This window comes from Streptomyces sp. NRRL WC-3742 (genome assembly GCF_000720635.1).
Lineage (GTDB): Bacteria > Actinomycetota > Actinomycetes > Streptomycetales > Streptomycetaceae > Kitasatospora.
The window spans coordinates 24772-46552 of record NZ_JOCF01000069.1 but is presented as its reverse complement, the minus strand read 5'-3'; the positions used below and the strand labels follow the sequence as shown (position 1 = coordinate 46552).

Below are 21781 nucleotides of genomic sequence, written 5' to 3'. Positions count from 1 at the left end.
GCCCCACCGCCGATGGCATGGACACAACGGCGAAGAGCCGCCCCCCGTTTGGGAGGCGGCTCTTCAACCACTGTGGAGCTATGGGGAATTGAACCCCAGACCTCTTGCATGCCATGCAAGCGCTCTACCAACTGAGCTATAGCCCCTCGACCTGCGACGTCACCGGGTTCCTCGGCCGTTCCCGTCCGTTTCCCTCGGCGACATCGACTACTTTACACGGTCCGGGGCGTGCTCCAGAAATCCATTCCCCGAGGCCGGGGCCCCTGCGGCCCCGGCCCCCGCCTCACCCCGCCTCACCCCGCCGCCGCACCCGAGAGCGCGCCCGCCCGCCGGCTGCGCGCCGCGAACACCACCCCGGCGAGCACCATCACCAGGTTCACCCCCAGCGTGACCATCAGCGCGTGCCCCGAGTCGGCCGCCGGCGCCGGCAGGTCCACCTGCCCGAGGAACACCGACCCCAGCGCCGCGACCCCGACCACCTGCCCGAGCTGGAGGATCGTCACCGTCACCCCGCTCGCGTCCGCCGCGTCCTCCGGCGCCACCCTCGCCAGCGCCCGGGCGAACAGCGGCGCGTACGCGCAGCCCGCGACCAGCCCGAGCAGGCCCGTCTCCAGCAGCACCACCGCCCCGATCCCGGCGCCGCCCCCGAGCAGCACCCCCAGCAGCAGGTACCCGCCCCCGAGCAGCACCCCGGCGAGCGTCGGCAGCACCCCGTGCAGACGTCCCGGCAGCTTCTGCCAGTACAGGCTGGTCGCCCCGAAGCCGATCGCGACGGGGGCCGAGCAGAGCCCGGCCTTCAGCGCGCCGTGGCCCAGCGACGCCTGCTGGTGCAGGGCGAAGGTGAACATGAAGCCCGAGTAGGCCGCCATGATCGTGAACAGCCCCGCCACCGACGGCCGCAGCCCGGGCGCCTTCAGCACCCGCCCGGAGATCAGCGGCTGCCCGCCGCTCCGGGCGACCCGGCGCTCGATCACCACGAACAGGCCGAACAGCAGCACGCTGCCCGCGAGCATCGCCCAGCCCCAGGCCGGCCAGCCCAGCTCGTGGCCGAGCACCAGCGGCACCACCAGCAGGCCCAGGGCCGCGGCCAGCGTCACCAGCCCGGGGAGGTCGAAGCCGCGCGAGGCGTCCCCGGGCAGGCGCGGCAGCAGCCGGACCCCGGCCGCCATCAGCAGCAGCCCGATCGGCACGTTGACCAGGAACACCGGCCGCCAGCCGGAGCCGAACAGGTCGGCGCTGACCAGCAGCCCGCCGGCGATCTGCCCGAACGCGACCCCGGCGGCCGTCACCCCCGAGAACAGCCCGATCGCCCGGGCCCGCGCGGCCCCCGTGAAGGTGCGCTGCAGCAGGCTCATCACCTGCGGCACCATCACCGCCGCCCCCGCGCCCTGCATCAGCCGGAAGGCGATCAGCCAGCCGGTGCCCGGGGCGAGGCCGCAGGCCAGCGAGGTGACGGTGAAGCCCGCCAGGCCCGCCTGGAACAGCCGGCCGTACCCGAAGCGGGCGCCGAGCCGGGCGCCGGTGATGAGCAGCACCGCGTAGGCGATGGAGTACCCGGCGATCACGAGTTGCAGGGCGGCGCCGGAGGCGCCCAGGTCGGTGCGGATGGTCGGCACCGCGACGTTGACGATGGAGCCGTCGAGCACGGCCATGAACTGCCCGCACAGGACGAGCGCGAGGAGCAGCCCGGGCCGTACGGTCGGCGCGGCCGTGCCTGCGGCGCCCACGGCGGCTCCGGGCGGGGTCTGGAGGTCGGTCATGACGATCAGCCTGCGGGCGCGCCGGTACCAGTGGTTAGAGCCTGCCGATCCTGGTACCGGCAGCACCTGTATCGCCCGCGCTCCCTGCGGCACGATGGACGTCATGACCGTGCTGGAGGAACTGCCCGCCGCGTCGGCCGGCCGCGGACACCGCCGTACCGAGCTGGCCCGCTTCCTGAAGGCTTGCCGGGCGCGGGTCGCCCCCGAGGACGTCGGCCTGCCGCCGGGCCTGCGCCGCCGCACCCCAGGGCTGCGCCGCGAGGAGGTCGCGCAGCTCGCCGGGGTCGGGGTGACCTGGTACACGTGGCTGGAGCAGGGCCGCCCGATCAACGCGAGCGAGCAGGTGCTGGTGGCCGTGGCCCGGGCGCTGCGGCTGGACGGCACCGAGCGCCGGTACCTGTTCCGGCTGGCCGGGATGGAGCCCTCCCCGACCGCGCAGCCGGACGCTCCGGAGCTGAGCCCCTCGATCCAGGTGATCCTGGACTCGCTCGCCCCGCTGCCGGCGGCGGTCTCCAACACCCGGTTCGACGTGCTGAGCTTCAACCGGCCGTACCGCTCGCTGTTCGGCACCGAGCGGATGCGCCCGGACGGCGGGGTGTTCTTCAACAGCCTCTGGTGCATGCTGACCGCGCCCCTGTGCTGCAACCCGTGCGAGAACCCGGAGGAGACGCTGCCGCGAATGGTGGCGGTGCTGCGCTCGGCCTACGGCAGGCACGTCGGCGAGCCGGCCTGGGAGGAGCACGTACGGCTGCTGTCGGCGCGCAGCGAGGTGTTCCGGGAGCTGTGGGCCCGCCAGGAGGTGGCGCCGCCGCACACCCTGCGGCGGGTCTTCCGCCACCCGGCGCTCGGGGTGATGCGGTTGAACGCGACCTATCTGACGGTGCCGGGTGTCCCGGAGTGCTACATCGTGGTGTACGTCCCGGAGAGCGCGTACGACCGGGAGCTGGTCGAGCGGCTCAACTCCCTGACGCCGGGCGGCTGGACGCACACCTGCGACCTGTGAGGAACGCGGCCGGAACGCCGGGAGGCCGCCACCCACCGGGTGACGGCCTCTCGAACCACTGTGGAGCTATGGGGAATTGAACCCCAGACCTCTTGCATGCCATGCAAGCGCTCTACCAACTGAGCTATAGCCCCGCGACACGGACGACCCTGGACCTACCGGTTTCCACGACCGCCGATGCGGAGTGGAGCTATGGGGAATTGAACCCCAGACCTCTTGCATGCCATGCAAGCGCTCTACCAACTGAGCTATAGCCCCGCACGTCACCGGATCTTCCGCTTCCCTCCCGGGCCGCGTTCCTTCCGTGCGAACGAGGAAGACTCTAGCCGGTCAGGCCCGGAACTGCGAAATCCGATCCTCGTCGGCTCCTGGAAGGGCCCCCGACCCCGGCCGTACCGCCGGGGCCGCCGGGGCCCTCAGGTGTCGTCGCCGATGACCGGCTGCGGAAGCGTGCCGGCGTTGTGCTCCAGGAGCCGCCAGCCGCGCGCGCCCCGGCCGAGCACCGACCAGCAGCAGTTCGACAGCCCGCCGAAGCACTCCCACAGGGCCGGCTCCAGGCCCAGCATCCGCCCGAGCATGGTGCGGATCGTCCCACCGTGGCTGACCACGACCAGCGTGCCGTTCTCGGGCAGCTTCTCGACGGCCTCCAGCACCACGGGCACCGACCGGTCCGCGACCTCCTCGGCCAGCTCGCCGCCGCCGCGCCGCACCGGCTCGCCGGCCGCCCAGGCCGCGTACTCCTCGGGGTGGCGCTCGCGGATCTCGGCGTTGGTCAGGCCCTGCCACGAGCCCGCGTACGTCTCCCGCAGGCCCTCGTGGTGCTGCACGTCCAGCCCGGTGACCTCGGCCAGCTCCTCGGCGGTGCGCCGGGCCCGGATCAGGTCGGAGGAGATCAGCAGGTCGGGACGCAGCCCGGAGAGCAGCCGGGCGGAGCGCCGGGCCTGCTCGAGGCCCTGCTCGGTCAGGTCGATGTCGGTCGTCCCCTGGAACCGGGACTCGAGGTTCCAGGACGTCTGGCCGTGCCGCCAGAAGACGATGCGCGGGCCCCGCGCGGTCCTGCTCAGTGCAGCTCCTCGGGCTTGCCGAAGTCGTCGGCCGGGGCGACGGCGTTGCCGGCCTCGTCGGTGTGGGCGTCGGGGCGGTTGCGCGACTCGAGGGCGTCGGCCGGGAGCGGCAGCTCGGGGCAGTCCTTCCAGAGCCGGTCGAGGGAGTAGAAGGAGCGCTCCTCGGAGTGCTGGACGTGCACGACGATGTCCAGGTAGTCGAGCAGGATCCAGCGGCCGTCGCGCTCGCCCTCGCGACGCACCGGCTTGATGTCGAGCTGCTCGCGCAGCTGGTCCTCGATCTCCTCGGCGATGGCGCGGACCTGGCGGTCGTTGTTCGCGGAGGCGATCAGGAAGGCGTCGGTGATCGACAGCACCTCGCTGACGTCGAACGCGATGATGTTGTGCGCGAGCTTGTCGGCCGCCGCCTGCGCGGCGACGTTGATGAGCTGCTGGCTGTGGTCGGTGACGGTCACGTTGTTCTTCCGGCTCGGCTGCGTGGGGCGGCCCCCGGCACGCGGCCGGGGGTCGCCTTCCAGGATCTCACGCCGCCCGCCGAGGAGGGAGCCACTGCGGAGCATTGGTGACCGACGAGAAGCCGTCGAGGTGCGTGCCCCGGCGGCGACCGCCCGGCGTGATCCGAAAGACACGGCCTAGCCCTTCGGCACCTGGTAGTCCTTGCCGAGCACGACCACCAGGTCCGCGGTCTGGGCGTCGCCGGTCTTCTTCGCCGCCGTCTCCGGCAGCCCGAGGCTGGTCGCCAGCGACTTCGCCGCCGCCTGGCGGGCGTCGTCGGTGTAGCGGATCTCACTGGCGGCCTGCGGCGCGGTCTTGGCGCCGCCGGGGACGAAGGTCAGGCCCGCGTTGGTGACCTGCACCTGCGCGGCGGCGGCCGCCTGGTCGTTGCCGGTGGCGTCCTGGATGGAGACCCGGGCCGGGGTGTCGCCCGAGGCGGCCGACTTCACGGTGCCGCCGAGCACGTCCTTGACCTGCTTGCCGGCGGTGGCCTCGTCCAGCCCGCCGTCCGGCCTGACGGTCAGCGTGGCGGTGGACAGGTGCCCGTCCTTGGCCTGCTGGGCGAGCTGGGCGAGCACCCCGGCCAGGGCGTCCTCGGGCAGCGAGGGGTCGAGCACCGCGTTCATCCGGTGCACGTCGTCCTTGGCGTCGGCGAACGCGGTCGGCATGGTGCGCACCACCGCGTCCAGCACCTGCCCGAACCGGGCCAGCTGGGCGTCGCGGTTCTCGCCGGGCGCCTGGAGGGTGGCGTACGCGACGGCCGCCTTGCCGCCGAGCAGGGTGTTCTTGCCCGCCGGGGAGAGCTGCTTTCCGGCGGCGTCCTTGGTCTCGGCGTTGGTGTCCACGCGCACGCCGCCGAGCTGGGCGACCAGCAGTTCCAGGTACGGGGTGTCCAGACGCCAGGTGCCGGCGACGGGCGCGCCCAGCACGGTGGCCAGGCCGTCCCGGGCCCCGGAGGCGCCGATGCTGTCCATGGCCTGGCCGACGGTGGTCACCGGCGGGTCGCCGGGGCCGGGCAGGCGCAGGGTGTCGGGCAGCAGCAGGACGGTGCCCTTCTTGCCCCCGGCGTCGTTGACCAGCAGCGCGCTGGAGACCTTGCCCTGCAGGTCGCGCAGGTGCACCAGGTTGACCGAGCGCCCGCCGGCCGCGGAGGCCGCCGTGGGCTGGTCGGAGGAGAGCCACAGGTAGCCGCCGGTGCCGCCCGCGGCGAGCGCCACGACCACGGCCAGGCCGATCAGCCGGTTGCGCAGCTTGCGGCGCCGCTCGGCGCGCACCTCGCCCCGGGACTCGGTGAACTTCATCCAGTCGATGACGTCCTCGGACTCCTCCGTCTCCTCCTCGGCGAAGGAGAACTCGCCCGTGGCGTAGGCGTCCTTGGGCGCCTTGGCACCCTTGCCGCCGCGCGCCCCGGCGACCTGCTCGGAGGGCGGCGCCTCCTCGGCGGGCTTGGGCGTGCGCGCCCGCGGCACCACGACGGGCGGCGCCGCGACCGGCTCGGGCTCCGCGACGGCGGCGGGCTCCTCGGCGGCGGCCGGGGCCGCCGGTGCCGTCGGCTCACCCTGGTACGCCTGCTGGTACCCGTCGTAGCCGTACCCCGCGCCGCCCTGGTCCTGGTAGCCGTAGCCGCCCTGCTGGTACGCCTGCACGGGCTGCCCGTACTGGTCGTACTGCTGCTGCCCGTACACCGGCTGGCCGTACTGGTCGTACTGCTGCGGGTACTGCTGCTGCTCGTACTGCTGCGGGAACTGCCCGGTCTGCTGGCCCTGCTGCTGCCCGTACCCGCCGCCGTACGAGCCCTGCCCGTACACCGGCTGCCCGTACTGGTCGTACTGCCCCTGCTGCTCGTACTGCTCGTAGGGCTGCTGCCCGTACGGCTGCTGCGCGTCCTGCGGGTTCTGCGGGTGCTGCGGGTTCTGCCCCTGCTCGTACCCCTGGCCCTGGTACGCCTGCGGGTACTGCCCGGTCGACCAGTCCTCCGGCCGCTGTCCGCCGCGCTCACTCATGCAACCGCTCCTGGCTCAGGTCCCGTGCGGCGCGTACAGCGCCCGCTTGTCGATGTAGCGGACCACGCCGTCCGGGACGAGGTACCAGACCGGCTCGCCCTTGGCGACCCGGTTGCGGCAGTCCGTGGAGGAGATGGCCAGCGCCGGGACCTCCACCAGGGAGACCCCGCCCACCGGAAGCCCGGCGTCCGAGAGAGTGTGCCCCGGCCGGGTGCATCCGATGAAGTGGGCCAGCGAGAAGAGTTCGTCGGAGTCGTGCCAGGTGAGGATCTGGGCGAGCGCGTCGGCGCCGGTGATGAAGAAGAGGTCGGCGTCCGGGTGCATGGCGTGCAGGTCGCGCAGGGTGTCGACGGTGTACGTCGGGCCCTCGCGGTCGATGTCGATCCGGCTGACCGAGAACTGGGGGTTCTCCGCGGTGGCGATGACCGTCATCAGGTAGCGGTCCTCGGCCGGGGTCACGTGCCGGTCGGTCTTCTGCCACGGCTGTCCGGTGGGCACGAACACCACCTCGTCCAGGTGGAACGCGCTGGCGACCTCACTGGCGGCGACCAGGTGGCCGTGGTGGATGGGGTCGAAGGTGCCACCCATCACGCCGAGGCGCTTCTTCACCGGTTCCGGTCCGCCGGGATTCCCGGCCTGCTCTCCCATGGCGCCACACCTTACGCGACGCGTGTCACCGCCCGGGAACGGTCCCCGGGCGGTGCCCCGGTCCGGCTCAGCGGTCGCGGTTGAAGCGGGTGACGATGAAGAGCAGGAGCATCAGGATGAACAGCGCGGCACCACCCGTCAGGGCCGGGTTCAGGCTGTCGTGGTTGCCCCCCTCACCCTCGGCAAGCAGGTTCAGGACGGGGAGTGCGGCAGTGTTCATGGTCGTCTGACCTTCTCGGCTCGGTGAACGGACCTGGGGTGGTTCCGGGCCGGTGAGGGCCCACCCGTCATCGTACGGGGGGTCACGCGCCAAGCGCTCGGCGGCCCACCGCCGCTGACCGGGCGTGAGCCTGCCGCCCTGCTGAGGCGCCTGGGGCGTGTACGGCCCTAGTGCCGCGTCAGGCCCTAGTTCCCGCGGAAGGCGCGGGCCATGATCCACACCAGCAGGCCGATGCCCACGAAGGAGGCGATCACGATGACCCGCAGGAAGATGCCCGGGCCGGGCTCGTCGGAGATGGGTGCGGCCAGGCTGACAAGGTCGGCGGTGGACATCTGCGGGCTCCTCGAACTGCTCGGTACCGCGGCCGGGTCCGGTCTCGGTTCTCCAGGGCAATCAGGGTAAACCGCCCTCACACCGCCGCCGCCCACCGGCCCCCGCACCGCCCGACGCGCCGCCCCGCACCGCGCGTACGCTGACTCCCGGGGACGAGTACGCAACCACGCGCGTTGCACAAGCAGTCGTAACAGGCGAAGACCAGCGGGGGCCGGCCGTGGAGCCGGGGCCGCCGTCGACCAGGAGGTACTCAGACCATGACCGACACGACCGAGAAGACCCCGAGCCGCCGGCGTCAGCGCTTCCCCGAGATCTCCACCCGGGCCTGGGAGCACCCCGCCGACCGCTCGGGCCTGGTCGCCCTGCGCAAGCTGACCGGCTTCGACGACATCCTCAAGAAGCTGGCCGGCCTGGTCTCCGAGCGTGCGATACGGCTGATGTTCCTGGCCACCGCGGTCAAGGTCTCCGAGCGGCAGTTCCCCGAGCTGCACGACATGGTCCGCGACGCCGCGTACGTGCTCGACCTGGAGAAGGTCCCCGACCTGTACGTCTCCCAGGACCCGACCGTCAACGCCTTCACCATCGGCATCGACACCCCGATCATCGTCGTCACCAGCGGCCTGGTCGAGCTGCTCGACGAGGAGGAGCTGCGCTCGGTCATCGGCCACGAGGTCGGCCACGCGATGTCCGGCCACGCCGTCTACCGGACGATGCTGCTGATCCTCACCAACATCGCCACCCGGATCGCCTGGGTGCCGCTCGGCAACCTGGCCATCATGGCGATCGTCACCGCCCTCAAGGAGTGGTTCCGCAAGGCCGAGCTGTCCAGCGACCGGGCGGGCCTGCTCGCCGGGCAGGACCTCCAGGCGTCCATGCGGGCCCTGATGAAGCTCGCGGGCGGCCACAACCTGGCCGAGATGAACGTCGACGCGTTCCTGGAGCAGGCCGAGGAGTACGAGAAGGCCGGGGACCTGCGCGACGGCGTCCTCAAGCTGCTCCAACTGCTGCCCCAGACGCACCCGTTCGCGGTCGTGCGGGTCGCCCAGCTGAAGAAGTGGGCGGAGAGCGACGAGTACCGCTCGATCCTGGCCGGCGCCTACCCGCGCCGCACGGACGACGCGGACGCCTCGGTCACCGAGCAGTGGAAGGCCGCCGCCGACCACTACACGACCTCGGTGAAGGAGAGCAAGGACCCGCTGATGGGCCTGCTGCGGGACGTCGCCGGCGGCGCCGCGACCGTCGGCGGCAAGCTGCGCGACACCTTCACCGGCGGGCCCCGCAACGGCTCCTCCGACGGTGGCGGCCGCGAGAACCGCGACAGCTGACGTTCCACGCGTGACGTTCCACGCGTGAGTTCCACGCCTGACGTTCCACGCGCCGAACGGCCGGTGCCCCCACTCGGGGCGGGCACCGGCCGTTCGCCGTACGCGGCCTCAGCTCCCCGCCAGCACCCCGCAGACCTGCCACGCCGGACGCCCGTGGTCGCCCGGGTCCGCCGCCGCCGGCGGCTCGGCCGCCGCGCCCTGCGGCCCGGCGGCCAGCACCGGCTGCAGGTAGCCCGCCGAGGAGGCGGCGCAGGACTGCGGCCCGGCCTGGAGCACCGAGTCCACCAGCCGCAGCTGCCCGGCCGCGAGGTCGACCCGGTCGAACTGGAAGGTCAGCTCCCGGCGCACCGTCTCCAGGGTGACGGGCGCCCCGGCCGCCCCGCCCGCGGGCTTCAGCGCGTAGACGAAGGTGTGGTCGGTGGTGATCTGCAGCGTCCCGGCGTCCGACTCGTCGACCCGCATCGCCCCGGCCACCCTCACCGTGTCGGTGGCCAGCGCCACCTTCGCCGGGTCGAAGCGCACCATCCAGCCGGTGAGCGCGTGGTGGCGGTCGTCCACCGGCTGCGCCGTGCTCGCGTCGAACTGCGCCTGCTCACCGGGCGTCACGAAGGTCCGCACCTGCGCCGTGGAGCCCTGCACCAGCACGACGGGCGCCAGCGAGGAGGCCGCCAGGTAGTGCTGGACGGTGTCCAGCGCCTTGGCCACCTCCACCCGGCTGAAGTGCACGGTGGCCGTCGCGCCCGGGGTGTTCAGCCCGATCGTCCCGTCCCCGTACCCGGGCGGCAGCGCGGCGAACGGGTTCGCCGGGTCGGCCACCGGGTGGACGGCCGAGGCCGGGCTCAGCGCCACCAGGCTGACGGTCAGTTGGTTGCCCTCCGGCCGCGCCGGTACGCCCCTGGGCGAGCTGACGCCGAAGTACACCGCGGCCCCGAAGGCCAGCAGGATGAGCAGCAGCAGGGCCAGCGCCTGCCGGGGCACGCTGCCCAGCGGGCCGAGCCGCACCCGGGGCCTGGTCGCCCGGCCGAAGGCGCCGGACAGCCGCTCCCGGGCCGACAGCTCCTGGATCCGGGCAGCCCTCACGAACGATTCGTCGAAGACGACGGACCGGTACTCGTCCTCGTTCCCGGAACCGCCCTCGGGCGCACCCTCGGGAGGCTCTAGCGGCGGGTCACCCATACCACCAGGGTAGGCGCCCACCGGCGCCTCCACGAGGCCCTCCGCACGGATTGCCGGTGGCCCTGTGTGACCACCCGCCCCGGGCGTGCGCCCCTGCCATGGCGCTCAGGCGTGGACAGGGCCTAGGGTGTCGGCGCCGTGGCCACCAGCGGCGGCTCGGCCGGCACCGGCGTCGGGTCCACCCCGGCGCTGCTGCTGCCCGACTCCGGGCGCCTGGGCCCACCGGAGGGTCCGCCCACGCCCTGGTACACGGCGGCGACGGCCACCGCCACCAGGCTCACGCCCATGATCACGGCCAGCACCCAGGCCACCGGCCGGTGCCACCGCTGCTGGGCGACGTACCGGCGCCGGGCGCGGTCCGGGTCGTACCCGCGCCGGCCCCAGCGCCGGGCCCGCCCACCGGCACGGCCGGAGGCAGACCAGGGGTCGGAGTAGAAGTGGTCGTCGTCGAGCCCGCTCGGGTGCGGGCGCAGCTCCAGCGGCAGCCCGTCACCCACCGGGGCGTCATAGCTCCAGCCCGGGCCCGCGGTGTCCGGCTCGAACCTGGCCTCGGCGGCGGCGAGCTGCCGCTCCTTGGCCGTCGGCTCGTGCACGGCGGCGGACCGGACGAAGGTCTCATCGAAGACCACGGTGGCGAACTCGTCGTCCGCACCACCGTGATCGGCGCCGTCGGGGTACGGCAAGCCCCCCAGATCCTCAGCCACGGATTCAGCGTATTACCGGCCGGGCGATTTGTCTGTGGCTCATCGCAGTTGGTCCGTCACCAGGGTGACGGAGGCCCTTCACCGCGAGGGCCCGGCCCCGCCCACGGTCTGCGTCGCCTCGCCGCGCACATGCCCGTCACCAGTGACGATGTACTTGGTGCTGGTCAGCTCCGGCAGGCCCATCGGGCCCCGGGAGTGCAGCTTCTGGGTGGAGATGCCGATCTCGGCGCCGAAACCGAACTCACCGCCGTCGGTGAAGCGGGTCGAGGCGTTGACGGCCACCGTGGCGGCATCGACCAACTGGGTGAAGCGCCGGGCGGCGCCCTGCGAGGTGGTCACGATCGCCTCGGTGTGGCCGGAGGACCAGCGGCGGATGTGCGCCACGGCCGCGTCCAACGAGGGCACCACGGCGGCGGCGATGTCGTACGAGAGGTACTCGGCGCCCCAGTCCTCGTCCGTGGCCGGCACCACCGTGGCGGCGGAGCCCTCGGAAGCCTTCAGCACCGCCTCGTCGCCGTGCACCGTCACCCCGGCCTCGGCCAGGGCGGCGAGGGCGAGCGGCAGGAAGGCGTCCGCGACGTCCTGGTGCACCAGCAGCGTCTCGGCCGCGTTGCAGACGCTGACGCGCTGCGCCTTGGAGTTCAGCAGGATGCCGACCGCCATCGCGAGGTCCGTCTCGGCGTCCACGTAGACGTGGCAGTTGCCGGTGCCGGTCTCGATCACCGGCACGGTCGAGCCCTCGACGACCGTACGGATCAGCGAGGCGCCGCCGCGCGGGATCAGCACGTCGACCAGGCCGCGGGCGCGCATCAGCTCCTGGACGGACTCCCGGCTCTCCCCCGGCACCAGCTGGACGGCGTCGGCGGGCAGCCCGGCGGCGGCCACCGCGTCCCGCAGCACCGCGACCAGCGCCGTGTTGGAGCGGTAGGCGGAGGCGGAGCCGCGCAGCAGCACCGCGTTGCCGGACTTGAGGCAGAGCGCGGCGGCGTCCACCGTGACGTTCGGCCGGGCCTCGTAGATGATGCCGACCACGCCGAGCGGCACCCGCACCTGGCGCACGTCCAGGCCGTTGGGCAGGGTGTAGCCGCGCACCACCTCGCCGACCGGGTCGGGCAGACCCGCCACGTCGCGCACGTCGGAGGCGATCGCCGCGATCCGCTCCCCGGTGAGGGTGAGCCGGTCGATCACCGACTCGGCGGTGCCGGCCGCGCGGGCCCGCTCCACGTCCTCGGCGTTGGCCGCGACGACCTCGCCCGCGCGGGCCTCCAGGGCGTCCGCGACCGCCAGCAGCGCGGCGTCCTTGGCCCGGCGCGGCAGCGGGGCGAGCGCGGCGGACGCCTCCCTGGCGCGGCGCGCGGCGGCGAGGACGGGGCTGTCGGCGGAGGTGGATTCGCTGGTCATGCCGCCAAGGTTAGCGACCGCCCCACCCCACCGGCGCCGCATTTCGGCCCACGAGACGGGCCCGCGCCGATCAGTACGGGTGCACGCCGCCCAGGTGCGGCGGCGGATCGCCGAAGCCCTCCGCCACCCGCTTGTGGTACGTCGCCCGGTCGACGACCTCCAGCCCGACGATCTCCCACGGCGGCAGGCCCGCGGTCAGCTTGTGCTCGCCCCACAGCCGCAGCGCGATCGCCGCCGCGTCGTGGAGGTCCCTGGCCTGCTCCCAGTAGCGGATCTCGGCGTGGTCGGCCGCGTACCGCGCCGTCAGGAAGAACGAGTGGTCGTGCGCCAGTTGCTCCAGCGAACTGCGCAGCGAGGTCAGCGGGGTGACCTGCCCGGCCACGCTCAGCACCACGTGCCACAGCCGCGCCTGCTCGGGCACGGTCGGCGGCCGGGTGGCGTCCTCGCGCTGCGGCCGCACCTCGCGCAGCCCCGCCGGGCCGTGCGTCGGCGGACCGGCCGGCTCGGCGGGCTCGTTCCCCCGCCCGCCGTCGATGCTGGTCAGCCGCCGGCCGGCCCGCCCTCCGGTCAGCGCTGCCTCGCGCCTGCGTTCCACCGGCGGCCTCCTGTTCGGCGATCTCGGCGATCTCGTGTGGTCCCCGCACCCGTCGGCCTGCCCCGGCCGACCCGTACGGCTGCGCCCCTCCTCGCCCGCGACCGGGCCGCTCCCGCACGGAGCGGACCTCCGGCCGTACTCCCGCCGATCGGCCGGGTGTCGGCCGGCTGGTCAGCCGCGCAGAACGACCAGGTCGTCGCGGTGGACGACCTCGCGCTCGTACGCGGCGCCGAACTCCTGGGCCAGGTCGTGGGTGGACCGGCCGAGCAGGCGGGGCAACTCCCTCGCATCAAAGTTGACCAGTCCGCGGGCGACGATGTGGCCGTTTTCCGCAAGAAGGTCCACGGGATCACCCGCGGTGAAGTCCCCGTCCACCTTGACGACGCCGGCGGGCAGCAGAGACGCGCCGCCGGAGACGACCGCAGCGACGGCGCCCGCGTCCAGGTGCAGGGCCCCGCGCGGGCTGCTCGCGTGGGCCAGCCAGAGCATCCGGTCGGAGCCGCGGCTGCCGGTGCGCAGGAACAGCGTGCCGGTGGGCCGTCCGGCGAGCGCGTCGGCGGCCTGGCTGGCGGCGGTGAGCACGACGGGGATGCCGGCGCCGGTGGCGATCCGGGCGGCCTCGACCTTGGTGACCATGCCGCCGGTGCCCACGCCCGCCTTGCCGGCGCTGCCGATCTCGATGCCGTCGAGGTCCTGGGGGCCACTCACCTCGGAGATGCGGCTGGCGCCGGGGCGGGACGGGTCGCCGTCGTAGAGGCCGTCCACGTCGGAGAGCAGCACCAGCAGGTCGGCGCGGACGAGGTGGGCGACGAGCGCGGCGAGCCGGTCGTTGTCACCGAACTTGATTTCGGCGGTGGCGACGGTGTCGTTCTCGTTGACGACCGGCATGGCACCCATCGCCAGCAGCTGGTCGAGGGTGCGGTAGGCGTTGCGGTAGTGGGCGCGCCGGCTGGCGTCCTCGGCGGTGAGCAGCACCTGGCCCACGCGCAGCCCGTAGCGGGCGAAGGAGGCGGTGTAGCGGGCGACGAGCAGGCCCTGGCCGACGCTGGCGGCGGCCTGCTGGCGGGCCAGGTCCTTGGGACGCCGGTCCAGGCCGAGCGGGGCGAGTCCGGCGGCGATGGCGCCGGAGGAGACGAGGACGACCTCGGGGGCGTCCGGGCGGGTGCGCACCTTGGCGATCGCGTCGACCAGGGCGTCGACCCGGTCGGCGTCCAGGCCGCCGGCGGCGGTGGTGAGGGAGGAGGAGCCGACCTTGACGACGATCCGCCGCGCGGTCAGCACCTCCTCGCGCAGTGCGTCCTCGCTCATCTCGCTGATCGCCCTTCCGGAGTGCGGGGTGCGGCCCGGGCCGCCGTCACCGCAATCTACGCGATCGGCGCAGGTCACCGGCGGGGAGTTTCACCGGATGGACGGCCGGGGCGCCAAGCCGCCCGCCCCGCACGGACGTTGACTGCGCATCGGCCGCCGGCCCGGGAACGCGAACGGGGGACGGGAACGGGAACGGGAACGGGACGGTAACGCGAACGGGAACGCGAACGGCCCCCGGAAACCGTTCGGTCTCCGGGGGCCGCCCGTGCGCACGGGAGTGCGTCAGTCCTCGTCGCCGTCCTCGATGGCGGCCTGGCGGCCGCTGGAGAGCGCCTCGAAGGCGAGGAACTCGGCCTCGGCCGCGTCCTTCCCCTTCTGCTTCTCGCGGCGGCGGTCGACGGCCGGACGCTGGGTCTCCATCCGGTGGTCCTCGCCACGGCGGCCGAGCATCTCGGCACCGGCGGCCATGGTCGGCTCCCAGTCGAAGACCACGGCGTTGTCGTCCGGGCCGATGATGACGGTGTCGCCCTCGTGCGCCCCGACCTTCCAGAGCTTCTCCTCGACGCCGAGGCGGGCCAGGCGGTCGGCCAGGTAGCCCACGGCCTCGTCGTTGCTGAAGTCGGTCTGGCGGACCCAGCGCTCCGGCTTGCTGCCGCGGATGCGGTAGGCGCCGTCCTCCTCGGTGATGGTGAAGCCCTCGTCGTCGACGGCCTTGGGCCGCAGCACGATCCGGGTCGACTCCTCGACGGGCTTGGCGGCACGCGCCTCGCCGACGATCTGCGCCAGGGCGAAGCTCAGCTCGCGAAGCCCCTTGCGGGAGGCGGCGGACACCTCGAACACCCGGTAGCCGCGCTCCTCCAGCGACTCGCGGGTGAGGTCGGCGATGTCCTGGCCGTCCGGCACGTCCACCTTGTTGAGGGCGACGAGCCGCGGGCGGTCGTCGAGGCCGCCGTACTCGGCGAGTTCGGCCTCGATGGTCTCCAGGTCGGTCAGCGGGTCGCGGCCGGGCTCCAGGGTGGCGCAGTCCAGCACGTGCACCAGCACGGAACAGCGCTCGACGTGGCGCAGGAACTCCAGGCCCAGGCCCCGGCCCTGGCTGGCGCCGGGGATCAGGCCGGGCACGTCGGCGATGGTGTAGACGGTGTCGCCGGCGGTGACCACGCCGAGGTTGGGGATCAGGGTGGTGAACGGGTAGTCCGCGATCTTCGGCTTGGCGGCGGAGAGCACCGAGATCAGCGAGGACTTGCCCGCGCTCGGGTAGCCGACCAGGGCGACGTCGGCAACGGACTTGAGCTCCATCACGATGTCGCGGGCGTCGCCGGGCTCGCCGAGCAGCGCGAAGCCGGGGGCCTTGCGGCGCGAGGAGGCGAGCGCGGCGTTGCCGAGGCCCCCGCGGCCGCCCTGGGCGGCGACGAAGCTGGTGCCGTGGCCGACGAGGTCGGCGAGCACCTCGCCCTTGCGGTCCATCACGACGGTGCCGTCCGGGACGAACAGGACGAGGTCCTCGCCGTCCGCGCCGGTGCGGTTGCCGCCGGCGCCGGGCTTGCCGTTGGTGGCCTTGCGCTTGGGCGAGTGGTGGTACTCGATCAGGGTGGTGATCTGCGAGTCCACGGTGAGGATGACGCTGCCGCCCTCACCGCCGTTGCCTCCGTCGGGGCCGCCGAGCGGCTTGAACTTCTCCCGGTGCACGGAGGCGCAGCCGTGGCCCCCGTTACCCGCGGCGACGTGAAGTTCGACGCGGTCCACGAAGGTGGTCATGGGTGTGCCTCCAGTGCGGAAGTGGGTCTGCTTGCTTACTGCGTAAAGCGTGAAGGGTGGACCGGAACATTCCGGCCCACCCTTCACTGTGAGTCGTCACACGACTCGGGAGTCCGCGAGGACTCAGGCCTCGACGGCCACGATGTTGACGACCTTGCGGCCGCGACGGTTGCCGAACTGCACGGCACCGGCGGTCAGGGCGAACAGGGTGTCGTCGCCGCCACGGCCGACGTTGGCACCCGGGTGGAAGTGGGTGCCACGCTGGCGGACGATGATCTCGCCGGCGGAGACGACCTGGCCACCGAAGCGCTTCACGCCGAGGCGCTGGGCGTTCGAGTCACGGCCGTTACGAGTAGAGCTTGCGCCCTTCTTGTGTGCCATTTTTCGCTATCCCCTTACTTGCTGACCGAGTCGATGCTCGTGATGCGCACCGCGGTGTGCTGCTGACGGTGACCCTGGCGACGGCGGTAGCCGGTCTTGTTCTTGTAGCGCAGGATGACGATCTTGTCGCCCTTGGTCTGGTCGACGACCTCGGCGTGAGCCTTCACGCCGGCCAGCACCCACGGGTCGGAGGTGACAGCGTCACCGTCGACCACCAGGATGGTCGAGAGCTCGACCGAGTCACCCGGCTTGGCGTCAACACGGTCGATCTCCAGCACGTCGCCGACGGCGACCTTGTGCTGGCGGCCGCCTGCGCGAACGATCGCGTACATGCGGTACCTACTTTCCCTACTCGGTCGGAACCCCCGACGCCAGCCACCTGGGTACGGACACAGGGGCCTCTCCCCGTCCCACCGCGCGGGCGCGGCTCTCCGGGAAGGTGATCTGCTCGGGAGCACGGCGTAGAAACACGCCGAAGGTCAAGAATACGGACCGGCCCGCGCGGGGGCAAACCGGCCCGTACGGCCCGGGGCGGGAGCGGCGCTCCCGCCCCGGGCGGTGGGCACTACTCGGCCGCCGTATCACCTTCGGCGGCCGCGGCCTTCTTGGCCGCCGCGCTGGTCCGCTTGGTCGCGGTCTTGCGGGCGGTGGTCTTCTTGGCCGCCGTGGTGGTCTTCTTGGCGGCGGTCTTCTTCGCGGCGGTCTTGCGCGCGGCCCGCTTCTTCGGAGCCGGCGCCTCCTCGGCGGGGGTCTCCTCCGCGGGAGCCTCCTCGGCCGGCGCCTCGACGACCGGCTCGGCGCTCTCCACCACGGCCTCGGCCTCTGCCTCGACCACGGTCTCAGCGGGGGCCGCGACCTCGGGGGCCGCCTCGGGGACCGTCTCGACGGCGGTCTCGGCAGCCTGCAGGGCCGCCTCCAGCGCCGCGTTGGCCTTCGCCTGGAGCACCACGATCTCGGCACCCTGCGGCGAGCCCGCCGGAGCCGTCGCCTTGCGCACCGCACGGCGGCGCGGACGGCCCGCCGGAGCGGCCGGGGCCTCGACCACCGGAGCCTCGACGACCACGGCCTCGGCGGCCTCCACGACCGGCTCCGCCTCGACGCCCGGGACCTCCAGGGCCAGCTGGCCCTCGATCTCCTCGCGCACCGGCTCGGCCTCCTCGGGGCCCCCGACCTCGACGAGCTCGATCTCCTCGATCTCCTCGATCTCCTCGGCGGACTCCACCGACTCGACGGCCTGCGGCTCCTCCTGGCCCGCCCCGCCCTTGCCCCGGCGACGGCGCTTGCCGCTGCCCGAGCCCGCCTCGGCGGCCGGGGCCGCCGGAGCGTGGACGTGGGTGCCCGGCTGCTCCATGTGCACGATCACGCCGCGGCCGTTGCAGTGCACGCACGGCTCGGAGAAGGACTCCAGCAGGCCCTGGCCGACCCGCTTGCGGGTCATCTGGACCAGGCCCAGCGAGGTGACCTCCGCCACCTGGTGCTTGGTCCGGTCCCGGCCCAGGCACTCCAGCAGGCGGCGCAGCACCAGGTCCCGGTTGGACTCCAGCACCATGTCGATGAAGTCGATCACGATGATGCCGCCGAGGTCGCGCAGCCGCAGCTGGCGCACGATCTCCTCGGCCGCCTCGATGTTGTTGCGGGTGACCGTCTCCTCCAGGTTGCCGCCCTGGCCGACGAACTTGCCCGTGTTGACGTCGATGACGATCATCGCCTCGGTGCGGTCGATCACCAGCGAACCGCCGCTGGGCAGCCAGACCTTGCGGTCCAGCGCCTTCATCAGCTGCTCGTCGATCCGGTAGGTGGCGAACACGTCCACCTCGGAGGTCCACCGCTGCAGGCGCTCGGCGAGGTCCGGGGCCACGTTGGAGACGTACTCGTGGATGGTCTTCCACGCCTCGTCGCCGGAGACGATGACCTTGGTGAAGTCCTCGTTGAAGATGTCGCGCACGACGCGGACGGTCATGTCCGGCTCGCCGTACAGCAGCGCCGGGGCGTTGCCGGTCGACGCCTTCTTCTGGATGTCCTCCCACTGCTGCTGCAGCCGCTGGACGTCGCGGGTCAGCTCGTCCTCGGAGGCACCCTCGGCGGCGGTGCGCACGATCACGCCCGCGTCGTCCGGGACGATCTTCTTGAGGATCTGCTTGAGGCGGGCGCGCTCGTTCTCCGGCAGCTTGCGGGAGATGCCGGTCATCGAGCCCTCGGGCACGTACACCAGGTAGCGGCCGGGCAGCGAGATCTGGCTGGTCAGGCGGGCGCCCTTGTGGCCGATCGGGTCCTTGGAGACCTGCACCAGCACGGACTGGCCGGACTTGAGCACCGACTCGATCCGGCGCGGGCCGCCGTGGCCGCCCAGCGAGCCGAAGTTGACCTCACCGGCGTACAGCACCGCGTTGCGGCCCTTGCCGATGTCGACGAAGGCGGCCTCCATCGACGGCAGCACGTTCTGGACCTTGCCCAGGTAGACGTTGCCGACGTACGAGGTGGCCTGCTCCTTGTTGACGTAGTGCTCGACGAGCACGCCGTCCTCGAGGACGCCGATCTGGGTGCGGGTGCCGTTCTGGCGCACCACCATGACGCGCTCGACCGACTCGCGGCGGGCCAGGAACTCGGCCTCGGTGATGATCGGCACCCGGCGGCGGCCCAGCTCGCGGCCCTCGCGGCGGCGCTGCTTCTTGGCCTCCAGACGGGTCGAGCCCTTGATGGACTGCACCTCGTCCGGGTCGAAGGACGGCTCGGTGGAGCGGCGGCGCGGCTCGCGCACCTTCACCACCGTACGGACGCCGTCCTCGGTGGTCTCGGCGGCCTCCACGGCGCCGGTCTCACCGCTGCGGCGACGGCGACGGCGACGACGGCGCGAGGAGGACAGGCCCGCGGCCAGGTCGTCGTCCTCGTCCTCCTCCTCGACGTCCGGCTCCTCGACGGACGCGGCGACGACCGGTGCGGGCGTCTCGGCGGCCTCGGCCTCGAACTCCTCGGCCTCACCGCGGCGGCGACGACGGCCACCCCGGCGGCGGCGGCGCGACGGACGGCCGTCCTCCCACTCGTCCTCGGTCTCGGGACCGGCGGCGGGGGCCTCCACGGCGGGCTGCTCGACGGCCACGGGGGCCGGAGCCTCGACGGGGGCCACGACCGGAGCCGGAGCCTCGGCGCGCTTCACCGCGGCGGGCTTCGCCGCAGCGGACCGGCGACGGTTCGGCTCCACCCGGGTACGGACCCGGCGGCGGCGGCCGACACCGCTGTACTCGTACTCCTCCTCCGGCTCGGCGGCCGGCTCGGCCTGCGCCACGACCGGGGCGGGCTCGGGAGCGGCGCTCTGCTGGGCGGGGGCGGGGGCCGGGGCCTGGGCCGGCGCGACGAAGGGCGCGGGCTCCTGGAAGACCGGCGCCTGGAAGACGGCGGTGGCCGGGCGGACGGCGCGGCGGCGCGTGCGGTGGTGCGGCTCGGCCTCGACGACCGGCGGGGCCTCGACGACGGGCGCCTCGACGGCCTCCTCCTCGGCGACCGGCTCCTCCGCCACGGGCTCCTCGGCCACCGGCTCCTCGACCGGCACGACGACCGGCGCGGCCTCGACCACCCGACGGCGGCGCGGGCGACGGGCGGCCGGAGCCTCCTCCGCCACCGGCTCGGCGACGGCGGCAGCGACGGGCGCGGGCGCCTCGACGGCCACCGGCTCCTCGACGGGCTGCGTCTCGGCGCGCTTGCGGGCGCGGCGGGCCCGGACGGGCTTCTCCGCCTTCTCCTCGACCGGCTCGGCCTTCTCAGCCTTCTCGGCCTTCTCAGCTGCGGGGGCCTTCTCCTCGGCCGGCTCGGTCACCACGATCGACGCGGCCTCCGGAGCCCCGGCCGGAGCCTCGGCCCGCTTGCGGGTCCGGCGCGCCCGAACGGGCTTTTCCGCCTTCTCCTCGACCGGCTCGGCCTTCTCGGCCTTCTCGGCCTTCTCGGCCTTCTCGGCCGCGGGAGCCTTCGCCTCGACCGGGGCCGCCGTCTCGGCGATCACCGTCTCGGCCGTCTCCGTGGCCGCGCCCTGCGGCGCACCAGCCGGGCGGGACACCGCCCGGCGACGCCGGCGCGGCGGCGCGGCGGACGCGCCCTCGCCACCGGTCGCGGCGGTTTCGTTCTGTTCCGTGGCCGCAGACTGCTGCGGATCGGTGTTATCGAGCATGCGGGTGGATCTCCCGTCAGGCCCCCGGGCTCCGCATCCGGGCACGTCACGGCACCGGTGGGCGGCCGGCATCGCGAGGATGCTCGGGCCGGACCCTTTCACGGTGCCGCCGCGCGGACGCGACGCCGCACAGGGGCTCGTAGTCTCGCTCGGCGCCCCGCGTTCTGCGGGGTGTCGAAAGTCTTCTGGTCTGACCAGTCTTCTGTGGTTTTCGCAAGCTGCGCCGTCCCCCGGGCCCGGGTGGCTCCCGGACGGGGGTGGCCGGCCTGTGCTGCGACGACGCTCGCTCCCCTGGGGAGCCGCGGGAACCCTGGAGGACCCGTCGGGTCCAGTGAGGCACTGGACCCGGCCTCCGCCCGCTAGGCGGACGCAGGTCACGCGCGACCCGGCGGCCTCTTACGAGCCGGCCGGGGCCGCGGCGCGGTCGAGCGCCAGCGGGTCGGTCACCGTGCCGGTCTCCTCGTCGAGCGGCCCCTGCGCCAGCCTGGTCACCTCTGCGGGGACCGGCGGCGCCAGGTCGGCCGTCGCACGGAGACCGGACAATACGTCGTCGGGTCGTACGGCGGGTGTGGCGTGTCGTACTACCAGGCGCAGTATCGCACAGGGACGGCCCGTCCGAACATCGTGCCTCGAACCGACCGCCGTGTCCGCACCGTCGCCGACCTGCGGCGGGGCGAGCTCCAGTGCCGCCACCGGACCGCGCGCGTCGAAGACCCGCACGCCGTTCTTGGTGAGGCGTTCGACCTCTACCCGTTCTTCGGCGAGGAACACCTCCACCGCACGGGCCGCCTCGCCCTCCTCGACACCGTCCAGCCGGACGAGCCACTCGGAGGCTTCCAGGCGCTCCACGAAGTTGGGCGTCCGCACCTCGACCGCGTCGATCACGTCCAGCCCGGGCGGCAGCGACCCGTCCAGCTGCGCCCGCAGCGCCTCCGGGTCCCGGTGCGCGGCCAGCCCGATCTCCAGGTACTCCGCCTCGCTCGCCACCCCGGTGGGAGCGGCATTGGCGTACGAGACCTTCGGGTGCGGCGTGAACCCGGCCGAATAGGCCATCGGAACGGCGGACCGGCGCAGCGCGCGCTCGAACGCGCGCTGGAAGTCACGGTGGCTGGTGAAGCGGAGCCTGCCGCGCTTGGTGTAGCGGAGGCGAATCCGCTGCACCGTCGGCGCGGGCGGCGGACCGTCGGGCGTACGGCGTGCCAGTGTCGCTCAGTCCTTCGTTTCGATCCCCGTCCGGGCCACTGCACCGGACGCCTGTCAGCAGCAAGGGTACGCGCTCCCGCCACCCCCACGTGACAGCCCCCGGTCCCGAGGACCGGGGGCCGCCACATCACGGCGCGCTCTACTTCTGCTGGTCGGCGCCCCCGACGACGCTCAGCGGGAGCAGCTTCTTACCGGTCGGGCCGATTTGAATGGCCGTCTGCATCTGGGGCCATATAGACACAAGG

19 protein-coding genes and 3 tRNA genes are annotated in these 21781 nt (G+C 73.3%); 2 read left to right on the top strand and 20 right to left on the bottom strand.

Going from position 1 to position 21781, the window contains the following annotated elements:
• Positions 1-73: 73 nt before the first annotated feature.
• Positions 74-146, bottom strand: a tRNA-Ala gene (locus IH61_RS0131445).
• A 147-nt stretch (positions 147-293) separates the two neighbouring features.
• On the bottom strand, positions 294-1760 hold the full coding sequence (locus IH61_RS0131440) for an MFS transporter (protein WP_078911535.1): 1467 nt from the start codon (positions 1758-1760) through the stop codon (positions 294-296).
• Between the two features lie 103 nt (positions 1761-1863).
• Here IH61_RS0131440 and IH61_RS0131435 point away from each other — a divergent pair, with 103 nt between their 5' ends.
• Entirely contained in the window at positions 1864-2763 is a 900-nt protein-coding gene (locus tag IH61_RS0131435) for a helix-turn-helix transcriptional regulator (protein ID WP_063763307.1), read from the top strand.
• A 61-nt stretch (positions 2764-2824) separates the two neighbouring features.
• On the opposite strand, the gene IH61_RS0131430 is transcribed toward IH61_RS0131435, so the two are convergent.
• The 8 genes from IH61_RS0131430 to IH61_RS47355 all read right to left on the bottom strand — a co-directional run bounded on the left by IH61_RS0131430 (position 2825) and on the right by IH61_RS47355 (position 7525).
• Positions 2825-2897, bottom strand: a tRNA-Ala gene (locus IH61_RS0131430).
• Between the two features lie 51 nt (positions 2898-2948).
• Positions 2949-3021, bottom strand: a tRNA-Ala gene (locus IH61_RS0131425).
• Between the two features lie 158 nt (positions 3022-3179).
• Complete coding sequence (locus tag IH61_RS0131420; protein WP_031076076.1) at positions 3180-3827, bottom strand: histidine phosphatase family protein; 648 nt, start codon at positions 3825-3827, stop codon at positions 3180-3182.
• Complete coding sequence (gene rsfS / locus IH61_RS0131415) at positions 3824-4282, bottom strand: ribosome silencing factor (protein WP_031076074.1); 459 nt, start codon at positions 4280-4282, stop codon at positions 3824-3826. Before rsfS ends, IH61_RS0131420 begins: the two co-directional genes overlap by 4 nt.
• 177 nt (positions 4283-4459) lie before the next feature.
• A complete protein-coding gene (locus tag IH61_RS0131410) occupies positions 4460-6325 on the bottom strand; it encodes an LCP family protein (RefSeq protein WP_051838412.1) in 1866 nt (621 codons plus the stop codon).
• Positions 6326-6340: 15 nt separating this feature from the next.
• The gene (gene nadD / locus IH61_RS0131405; protein WP_031076071.1) at positions 6341-6973 is read right to left on the bottom strand and encodes a nicotinate-nucleotide adenylyltransferase; all 633 of its coding nucleotides are present in this window, start codon (positions 6971-6973) and stop codon (positions 6341-6343) included.
• A gap of 67 nt (positions 6974-7040) precedes the next feature.
• Positions 7041-7193, bottom strand: a complete 153-nt coding sequence (locus tag IH61_RS47945; protein ID WP_199823415.1) for a hypothetical protein — start codon at positions 7191-7193, stop codon at positions 7041-7043.
• 185 nt (positions 7194-7378) lie between these two features.
• Positions 7379-7525: a hypothetical protein gene (locus IH61_RS47355; protein WP_158845490.1), complete on the bottom strand. Its 147-nt coding sequence runs from the start codon at positions 7523-7525 to the stop codon at positions 7379-7381.
• Between the two features lie 258 nt (positions 7526-7783).
• On the opposite strand from IH61_RS47355, the gene IH61_RS0131390 reads away from it, so the two are divergent.
• On the top strand, positions 7784-8851 hold the full coding sequence (locus IH61_RS0131390; RefSeq protein WP_031076070.1) for a M48 family metallopeptidase: 1068 nt from the start codon (positions 7784-7786) through the stop codon (positions 8849-8851).
• A 108-nt stretch (positions 8852-8959) separates the two neighbouring features.
• Here IH61_RS0131390 and IH61_RS0131385 read toward each other — a convergent pair whose 3' ends face one another.
• The 10 genes from IH61_RS0131385 to IH61_RS0131340 all read right to left on the bottom strand — a co-directional run bounded on the left by IH61_RS0131385 (position 8960) and on the right by IH61_RS0131340 (position 21494).
• Positions 8960-10027, bottom strand: coding sequence for a hypothetical protein (locus IH61_RS0131385; RefSeq protein WP_031076066.1), 1068 nt, complete (start codon positions 10025-10027; stop codon positions 8960-8962).
• A gap of 122 nt (positions 10028-10149) precedes the next feature.
• Positions 10150-10731, bottom strand: a complete 582-nt coding sequence (locus IH61_RS46395; RefSeq protein WP_037973611.1) for a hypothetical protein — start codon at positions 10729-10731, stop codon at positions 10150-10152.
• 78 nt (positions 10732-10809) lie between these two features.
• Positions 10810-12132 (bottom strand): glutamate-5-semialdehyde dehydrogenase, encoded by a 1323-nt coding sequence (locus tag IH61_RS0131375; RefSeq protein WP_031076061.1) that lies wholly within the window; start codon positions 12130-12132, stop codon positions 10810-10812.
• A gap of 70 nt (positions 12133-12202) precedes the next feature.
• Positions 12203-12727 (bottom strand): hypothetical protein, encoded by a 525-nt coding sequence (locus IH61_RS0131370; RefSeq protein WP_031076059.1) that lies wholly within the window; start codon positions 12725-12727, stop codon positions 12203-12205.
• 171 nt (positions 12728-12898) lie between these two features.
• The gene (proB, locus tag IH61_RS0131365) at positions 12899-14035 is read right to left on the bottom strand and encodes a glutamate 5-kinase (protein WP_051838410.1); all 1137 of its coding nucleotides are present in this window, start codon (positions 14033-14035) and stop codon (positions 12899-12901) included.
• A gap of 282 nt (positions 14036-14317) precedes the next feature.
• Entirely contained in the window at positions 14318-15793 is a 1476-nt protein-coding gene (gene obgE, locus IH61_RS0131360) for a GTPase ObgE (protein ID WP_031076055.1), read from the bottom strand.
• Between the two features lie 123 nt (positions 15794-15916).
• Positions 15917-16174 (bottom strand): 50S ribosomal protein L27, encoded by a 258-nt coding sequence (gene rpmA, locus IH61_RS0131355; RefSeq protein WP_014135732.1) that lies wholly within the window; start codon positions 16172-16174, stop codon positions 15917-15919.
• A 14-nt stretch (positions 16175-16188) separates the two neighbouring features.
• On the bottom strand, positions 16189-16506 hold the full coding sequence (rplU, locus tag IH61_RS0131350) for a 50S ribosomal protein L21 (RefSeq protein WP_031076054.1): 318 nt from the start codon (positions 16504-16506) through the stop codon (positions 16189-16191).
• Between the two features lie 233 nt (positions 16507-16739).
• Positions 16740-20333, bottom strand: a complete 3594-nt coding sequence (locus tag IH61_RS0131345) for an Rne/Rng family ribonuclease (protein WP_031076052.1) — start codon at positions 20331-20333, stop codon at positions 16740-16742.
• Between the two features lie 396 nt (positions 20334-20729).
• Positions 20730-21494, bottom strand: coding sequence for a TIGR03936 family radical SAM-associated protein (locus IH61_RS0131340; RefSeq protein ID WP_031076050.1), 765 nt, complete (start codon positions 21492-21494; stop codon positions 20730-20732).
• Between the last annotated feature and the right edge of the window lie 287 nt (positions 21495-21781).

What these genes read in the sequence shown, in the direction of transcription:
- IH61_RS0131440 (WP_078911535.1), bottom strand. Translation starts at nt 1,760, where the DNA reads ATGACCGACCTCCAGACCCCGCCCGGAGCCGCCGTGGGCGCCGCAGGC.
- IH61_RS0131435 (WP_063763307.1), top strand. Translation starts at nt 1,864, where the DNA reads ATGACCGTGCTGGAGGAACTGCCCGCCGCGTCGGCCGGCCGCGGACAC.
- IH61_RS0131410 (WP_051838412.1), bottom strand. Translation starts at nt 6,325, where the DNA reads ATGAGTGAGCGCGGCGGACAGCGGCCGGAGGACTGGTCGACCGGGCAG.
- nadD (WP_031076071.1), bottom strand. Translation starts at nt 6,973, where the DNA reads ATGGGAGAGCAGGCCGGGAATCCCGGCGGACCGGAACCGGTGAAGAAG.
- IH61_RS47945 (WP_199823415.1), bottom strand. Translation starts at nt 7,193, where the DNA reads ATGAACACTGCCGCACTCCCCGTCCTGAACCTGCTTGCCGAGGGTGAG.
- IH61_RS47355 (WP_158845490.1), bottom strand. Translation starts at nt 7,525, where the DNA reads ATGTCCACCGCCGACCTTGTCAGCCTGGCCGCACCCATCTCCGACGAG.
- IH61_RS0131390 (WP_031076070.1), top strand. Translation starts at nt 7,784, where the DNA reads ATGACCGACACGACCGAGAAGACCCCGAGCCGCCGGCGTCAGCGCTTC.
- IH61_RS0131385 (WP_031076066.1), bottom strand. Translation starts at nt 10,027, where the DNA reads ATGGGTGACCCGCCGCTAGAGCCTCCCGAGGGTGCGCCCGAGGGCGGT.
- IH61_RS0131375 (WP_031076061.1), bottom strand. Translation starts at nt 12,132, where the DNA reads ATGACCAGCGAATCCACCTCCGCCGACAGCCCCGTCCTCGCCGCCGCG.
- proB (WP_051838410.1), bottom strand. Translation starts at nt 14,035, where the DNA reads ATGAGCGAGGACGCACTGCGCGAGGAGGTGCTGACCGCGCGGCGGATC.
- obgE (WP_031076055.1), bottom strand. Translation starts at nt 15,793, where the DNA reads ATGACCACCTTCGTGGACCGCGTCGAACTTCACGTCGCCGCGGGTAAC.
- rpmA (WP_014135732.1), bottom strand. Translation starts at nt 16,174, where the DNA reads ATGGCACACAAGAAGGGCGCAAGCTCTACTCGTAACGGCCGTGACTCG.
- rplU (WP_031076054.1), bottom strand. Translation starts at nt 16,506, where the DNA reads ATGTACGCGATCGTTCGCGCAGGCGGCCGCCAGCACAAGGTCGCCGTC.
- IH61_RS0131345 (WP_031076052.1), bottom strand. Translation starts at nt 20,333, where the DNA reads ATGCTCGATAACACCGATCCGCAGCAGTCTGCGGCCACGGAACAGAAC.